5 protein-coding genes are annotated in these 6034 nt (G+C 25.6%); all 5 read right to left on the minus strand.

From position 1 onward, the window contains the following. Nucleotides 1–266 precede the first annotated feature (266 nt). Nucleotides 267–1235: a substrate-binding domain-containing protein gene (locus tag C7380_RS13285; protein WP_109606716.1), complete on the minus strand. Its 969-nt coding sequence runs from the start codon at nucleotides 1233–1235 to the stop codon at nucleotides 267–269. A gap of 11 nt (nucleotides 1236–1246) precedes the next feature. Further along, complete coding sequence (locus C7380_RS13290; protein WP_109606718.1) at nucleotides 1247–2344, minus strand: type 2 periplasmic-binding domain-containing protein; 1098 nt, start codon at nucleotides 2342–2344, stop codon at nucleotides 1247–1249. 5 nt (nucleotides 2345–2349) lie between these two features. Continuing rightward, nucleotides 2350–3261 carry an ABC transporter permease gene (locus C7380_RS13295; RefSeq protein ID WP_109606724.1) on the minus strand — a complete coding sequence of 304 codons (912 nt, stop codon included), beginning with the start codon at nucleotides 3259–3261 and terminating at the stop codon, nucleotides 2350–2352. Between the two features lie 72 nt (nucleotides 3262–3333). Then, nucleotides 3334–4830 carry a sugar ABC transporter ATP-binding protein gene (locus C7380_RS13300; RefSeq protein ID WP_109606720.1) on the minus strand — a complete coding sequence of 499 codons (1497 nt, stop codon included), beginning with the start codon at nucleotides 4828–4830 and terminating at the stop codon, nucleotides 3334–3336. 10 nt (nucleotides 4831–4840) lie between these two features. Further along, nucleotides 4841–5875, minus strand: a complete 1035-nt coding sequence (gene mtnA / locus C7380_RS13305; RefSeq protein ID WP_371682090.1) for an S-methyl-5-thioribose-1-phosphate isomerase — start codon at nucleotides 5873–5875, stop codon at nucleotides 4841–4843. Nucleotides 5876–6034 lie beyond the last annotated feature (159 nt).

Consider the following 6034-nt stretch of genomic DNA (forward strand, 5'->3'; position numbering starts at 1 on the left):
TTGCTATATCTACTCCCACTACTAATGTTTTTTCATCCACTTGTTTTATTTTATTATTTTGTGTATAATTCATTTAGGTTCCTCCTTTGTAAAATATTTGATGGATTCTTGTTACACTTTTATTTTACGGGGAGGTTCCTTTTTTTTCAACCTCTTTCTTTTTTTATTTCAGGAATGCTCCTAAAAAATATTTTAATTAAAATGGTTTACGATATATATCGTAAACCATTCAATATAAACTATATAAAAATTACAAATAAAATATATTACTTTATTATATTTCCCCAAAGTTTTTCATCATCTGCATTATTTTTATCTACAATAAAAAAATCCGTATATACATGTGGCGGTACAAATTTGCCATCAAGTTTATCTATCGCAAGATCAACAGCTGTTTTTCCCATATCTAAAACTGTTTGGGTTATAGAAACATCTATTTTTTCCTTTCTTACAGCATATAAAGCCTGAGCTATTCCATCTATTCCAACTAATATTATATGTTCTTTATCATCAATCGGTTTTGATCTACCAGACATTTCTATAGCTGACATCGCACCTATTGTATTATCATCATTATGTCCAAAAACAGCATCTATTTTAGAATTAGCTTGTAATATATTTTGCATAACATTAAGTGCTTTTTCTTGATCAAAGTCTGCATTTTGCCTTGCTATGATGTTTATATCAGGATATTTTTCTATGACCTCATTAAAACCTTTTCCACGATCTCTAGTAGGAGTAACTCCTTGTAATCCTTCGAGTTCTACTATATTTCCAATAGGTTTTCCATATCTATCTATTAACTTTCTTACTATATATTCTCCAGCCATTCTTCCCATTGCTACATTATCTGTTTCTATAAAACAAGTCATTCCTGTTGAATTAGCTCCTCTATCGAGAAATAATATAGGAATTCCAGCTTTATTTGCTTTTTTTACAGCAGGTATTATTGCATCTCCATCAAGTGCATTCACTATTAATGCATCAACATTTTGAGTTATTAAATCCTCTATATCAGAAAGTTGTTTCATAACACTACCATTTGCATTTGCAAGAACATAATTAATTTGAAGTTCTTCGGCTCTATCTCTTACTCCTTTTTCAAGTCCTACAAAAAAACCGTTATTCATAGAAGAAACAGACAAAGCTATTGTTCTACTTTTATTAATGGAATTTCCAGAAAAAACTAATAATGACAAACTTAAAATGATAAAAAATGTAATAAACTTTTTCATAAAAATCCTCCCTAAGATATAAAATTATTATTCTTTATATTTTTTAAGAATAATTTATACTTTTCATCACTAAACCCATTAACATAAAAATAATGTAAATAATAATAAAAGATCGAATATAAATCTGTTAGCCCATTTATAGAAGGTAAAGATTTCGCATTTAAAAGCATTTTAATTATAACTTCCCTTAATTTTAAAGGTAAAAAATTATATTTATATGATTTTTTTCTACATGGACAACCACTAAAATATGCTGATTCGATTTCATTTTCTTCATTAGTTAAAAATTTTAAAAAATTTAATGTTTTTTTAAAGTTAATAGTATTTTTTGAAATCACAAATCCCCAAGTAATTTTTAAAGGCTTTCTATAAGTATAATAATTAAAATCATATTTATTATTTTTCAATATATCTATAGCTTGACCACTCCAAGAAATTGCTGCATCTAATAAATTTGTTTTTAATCTTTCAGATATTTCTTTATTTCCATAATCTTCTGATCCATTTATACAAAATTTTTTAATATATAAATAATCAATAATTGACTTTTTTAACGAATCTTCAAATTCAGAAAAACCATTCAAAATATCTGTAAAATTATTATTGTTATTAAAATAAAAAGGTAAAAAATCCAAAAATATTTCATTTTTTGATGCTTTTAAAGAAAACTTATTTTTATAATGAAGTAAAAATTCTTTTAAATTTTTATAATCTAAAAATACCTTATCATATAATAAATTATCTTTTTTTTTAGCATATATAATATGTCCATCATTAAAAATTGGAAACATATAAAAATTATTTTTATAATATATTTCATATTTAACAGAATCAAAAAAATCTTCAAAATTATAATTATCTAAATCATCAATTTTTAAAATTTTATTTTTCAAAATAAGGTCTGGGAGCCATAAATTTCCTGGACACATAAAAGCATCATATAAATAAAGATCATTATCAATTATCTTAGAATATTCATGATAATAATCATTCCAATTCAAGACAACAATATCTATTTTTTCAGAAATTTTTTTCTCATATTTTTTAATAGGACTATTTTTATTTAAGTAAAAATTTACAATTGGATCTTCAACACATAAAATTTTCATACAAATCACTCATTTTTATATCTATTTTTAAGTACATCTATTAAAACCGCAACCAAAATTATAAGACCTTTAAACACTTGTTGATAAAAAGGATTAACATTTAATAAGTTCATTCCATTATTCAAAACAGACATTATCAAAACACCTATAAATGTTCCAAAAATAGTACCTTTTCCACCAGATAGACTCGCTCCACCAATCACAACAGCTCCTATAGCATCAAGTTCAAGACCTTCAGCTGATGTAGGTAAAGAAGCTCCTAACCTTCCAGATAGAACTATTCCTGCTGTTGCAGACATTAAACCTGTTATTGAATAAGCAATCATTTCAATATTGTCTATTTTTATTCCAGAAAATTTTGCTGCTTCTCGATTTCCACCAACGGCATATGTTTTTCTTCCAAAAGATGTATATTTAAGAATATAACCAGCAATAAAAAAAGCTATTATCATTATAATGATTGGTATAGGAATAATTTTGAACAAATATCCTTGACCCATAAAATTATATGTATCATTCATAATAGGAATTGTTCTTCCACCACTATAAACCATAGCCAAACCTCTTGCAATAGACATTGCAGCCAAAGTAACTATAAATGGAGGCATCTTCAATTTAGAAATAAATAATCCATTTATCAATCCAATACAAAGGCCAAAAACAAGTGTAAAAATAATTGCTAAAATTGGATTCATATTCCCTCTAATCATTCCCGCAGAAATCATAGCTGTAAAAGCTAAAACTGATCCAACAGATAAATCTATTCCTCCAGTAATTATTACAAAAGTCATTCCTACAGCTACAATACCAGTAGTTGAAGATTGAACAAATATATTTCTCCAATTATTTATTGTAAAAAATCTATTAGTTAAAAGTCCTAAAATAAAACATAAAATTATAAACCCAAATAAAATCATGTTACTTGATAACAATTTAAAAAAATATTTAGATCTATCATCAGTTTTATTATTAGCTACTTTAGAATACATTTAAATAGCCCCCTTTTTACCTATTGCATAATACATTATTCTCTCCTGAGATATTTCATCTTTATTAAGTACTTTCATTAATTCACCTTCATGCATTACCATTACTCTATCACACATATTTACAACTTCTGGAAGCTCTGAAGATATTAATATAACAGATTTTCCTTTTCTTGTTATATTATTTATAAGACTATATATTTGAGCTTTAGTTCCAACATCAATACCTCTTGTGGGATCGTCCAAAATTAATATATCTGGTTTTATTTCAAGCCATTTTCCTATTATGACTTTTTGTTGATTACCACCTGACAAGTATTTTATAATCTGTTTATTTGAATTAGTTTTAACTTCAAGATTTTCTATTATATTATTTGATATTCTTATTTCTTCTTTATGATTAATATATCCAAAAATATTTTTTATTTTATTCAAAATCGCTAAAACACTATTCTGTAAAACGCTAAAATCTAATATGAGACCTTCTTTTTTTCTATCTTCAGGAACAAAACCTATACCATTTTTTATAGCGATTTCAGGATTTTTTATACTTATCTTTTTGCCTTTTAAATAAACTTCGCCAGAAAAAATTTTATCTATTCCAAAAATTGCCCTCATTGTTTCGGTTCTTCCAGCTCCCATAAGACCTGCAATTCCAAAAACTTCTCCCTGTCTTACATTAAAACTTATATTTTTAACTTTTTTACTGGTTAAATTTTTTACTTCTAAAATAGTCTCTCCAATTTCATTGTTTTTCTTTGGAAATCTATCTTCTATATCTCTACCAACCATCATTTTTATAAGTTCTTTTTCTGTTACATTATTTATTTCTTTCTCTCCCATATCCTTTCCATCTCTTAAAACTTTAACTTTATCACATATTCTATAAATTTCCTCCATCTTATGAGAAATAAAAACTATTCCGACCCCCTTTTCTTTTAATGATTCTATAATATTAAAAAGTTTTTCAGATTCATCATTTGAAAGAGCAGAGGTTGGTTCATCCATAAGTATTATCTTAGAATTAAATGAAATAGCTTTTGCTATCTCTACCATTTGTTTCTTTCCAACAGATAAATTACCAACTATATCTTTTGAATTTAAATTTAAATTATTCTCTTTTAAAAGCTTTTCAGTATTTTCATACAAACATTTATAATTTATTTTTTTATATACATTTAAAGGCCATCTTCCTAAATATATATTTTCAGCAACAGACATATTATCTATAAGATTTAATTCTTGATAAATAATTGAAATACCTAATGTTTGAACCTCTTTAGGATTTTGAGGATTTATTTCTTTATCTTCAAAAATAATAATTCCTTCATCTTTTTTATAAACGCCACTTAAAATTTTCATTAAGGTACTTTTTCCTGCACCATTTTCACCAAGTAAACCTAAAACTTTTCCTTCTTCTATTTTCAAATTAACGTTATTTAAAACATTTATTTTACTAAAACTTTTACTAATATTTTTCATATTAAGAAGAATTTTCATAAAATATCACCTATTTTTTCATTAATTTTGAAATTGATTCCTCAAATGGAGGATATAAAATACCTTTTTCTGTTATAATAGCAGTTATATTTTCTGCAGGTGTAACATCAAAAGCTGGATTATAAACATCAATTTCCTTTGGAGCTATTTGTACTCCTTTTATATGAGTAATCTCACTTTTATCTCTTTCTTCTATAATTATTTCTTTTCCATTTTTAATATCAAAATCTATTGTAGAAATTGGTGCAGCTATATACATAGGAATTTCAAATTTCTTTGCGATTTCTGAAAGCATATATGTTCCTATTTTATTAGCAGTATCACCATTCGAAGCTATTCTATCTGCTCCAACAACAATTAAATCTATTTTTTTATCTCTAATTAAAGTTGCAGCTACACTGTCAGAAATTAGAGTTGCTGGTATACCTTCTTCAACTAATTCAAAAGCCGTTAATCTTGCCCCTTGAAGTCTTGGCCTTGTTTCATCAGCAAAGACTTTTATATTTTTCCCAGATAAATGAGCCGATCTTATAACTCCAATAGCTGTTCCATATCCAGCTGTTGCAAGCGCACCAGCATTACAATGTGTAAGAATAGTTGCATTTTTATCTATTAATTCATTGCCATAATTTCCAATATTTTTATTAATCTTTATATCTTCTTTTTTTATTTCATTAGCATTTTCAAGAAGTTTTTTACATATAAAACTTATATCTTGATTTTCATATTTTTTTATAATTTTTTTCTGTTCTTTTACTGCCCACATAAGATTAACTGCTGTAGGTCTTGCTTTTGAAATTTCTTTACATGCCAAATTCATTTTATAAAAAAAATCATTTTTATCAATATTTTCAAATTCTTTTGCCGCAAGATAAACAGTATACGCACCGACAATACCTATTGCTGGAGCTCCTCTAACGATCATATCTGATATAGCAAAAATACCTTCCTTATAATTTTTGGTTTTAAAAAATACTTTTTCAACTGGTAATTTTCTTTGATCAATCAAAATCATCTCTTCATTTATAAAATCAACTGTTTTTATTTTCATTATTAAATCCCTCCCTCTATAAAATACGCTTAAGTGAATATTTCATGATAATTCATAGAAATTAAAAAAAACAAAAAAATATAAAAGATAATAAATAATGAAAGAAATTTTATTTATTAAAAAATTAATAAACATAAAATATGGTAGTAGTTA

The sequence above is a fragment of the Oceanotoga teriensis genome (genome assembly GCF_003148465.1).
In the GTDB taxonomy this organism is placed as follows: Bacteria; Thermotogota; Thermotogae; order Petrotogales; family Petrotogaceae; genus Oceanotoga; species Oceanotoga teriensis.

Excerpts from the sequence above, each read along its gene's own strand:
- C7380_RS13290 (WP_109606718.1), bottom strand. The coding sequence starts at position 2,344 with ATGAAAATTTTATGTGTTGAAGATCCAATTGTAAATTTTTACTTAAAT.
- C7380_RS13300 (WP_109606720.1), bottom strand. The coding sequence starts at position 4,830 with ATGAAAATTCTTCTTAATATGAAAAATATTAGTAAAAGTTTTAGTAAA.
- C7380_RS13295 (WP_109606724.1), bottom strand. The coding sequence starts at position 3,261 with ATGATTTTATTTGGGTTTATAATTTTATGTTTTATTTTAGGACTTTTA.
- C7380_RS13285 (WP_109606716.1), bottom strand. The coding sequence starts at position 1,235 with ATGAAAAAGTTTATTACATTTTTTATCATTTTAAGTTTGTCATTATTA.